General features: G+C 63.7%; 1 protein-coding gene. It reads right to left on the bottom strand.

All coding sequences use genetic code 11. The features are described 5' to 3' along the window. Positions 1-266 precede the first annotated feature (266 nt). A partial coding sequence (locus tag VBE63_RS30815; protein ID WP_323686748.1) for an NAD(P)-dependent oxidoreductase occupies positions 267-749 on the bottom strand: 483 nt, incomplete at its 5' end.

The following is a 749-nucleotide window of genomic DNA, read 5'->3' as shown; positions in this document are numbered from 1 at the left end:
TGCTCAATCAGCCCGGTACGTAGCCCTCGAAAGACTTCGATCATGCCCCTTTCAAGGCGCCAACGACACTCACTTCCTAATAACGCGCCGGCCTGTAGGGAAAGAAAGAACGGTGCGTTAAGGCGCGTCCGTTTTTTTCCTGTGCCTCAACGCGCTGGTGCGGCTTGTCGCGTTGCGGTGCGATTGGCGTGTTAAGACAGAACGTCACTGGTGAACGACCAAACGCTGACCATCAACCCGATCGAGCTTCAGTGCTGCTCGGCGGCTCAAAGAGCCGTGGGCCCTTCTGCTCCGTCGCCATCCACCCGATTGCGCGCAATGCCCGCTGAAAAGGCTTCGATATTCGCTGCGATCTCCTCGACCACGCGCTGGCGGGCCTCGCGGCTGGCCCAGGCGATATGCGGCGTGACGATCAGGTTGGGGATGTCCGGCATCAGCAGCGGATTGCCCGCACGCGGTGGCTCGGTGCTCAGCACATCGACACCGGCGCCGCCGATGGTGCCACGGCGCAGGGCCTCGGCCAGCGCCGATTCATCGACAATGCCGCCGCGAGCGGTATTGATCAGCAGGGCATCGCGGCGCATCAGCGCCAACTCGTGTGCGCTGATCAGGCCGCGTGTGGTGTCGGTGAGTGGGCAGTGCAGGCTGAGCACATCGACCTGCGGCAACAGCTGATCCAGTGCAACCCGACCCTCGCGCGCTTCGCCACCGGGGCGCTGAGCGACCAGCACCTGCATACCGAAGGCCTC

Origin of the sequence: Lamprobacter sp. (assembly GCF_034860625.1) — a bacterium.
Taxonomy (GTDB): Bacteria; Pseudomonadota; Gammaproteobacteria; order Chromatiales; family Chromatiaceae; genus Lamprobacter.
The sequence above is the reverse complement of the archived record's forward strand: the minus strand, read 5'-3'. Positions and strand labels throughout refer to the sequence as shown.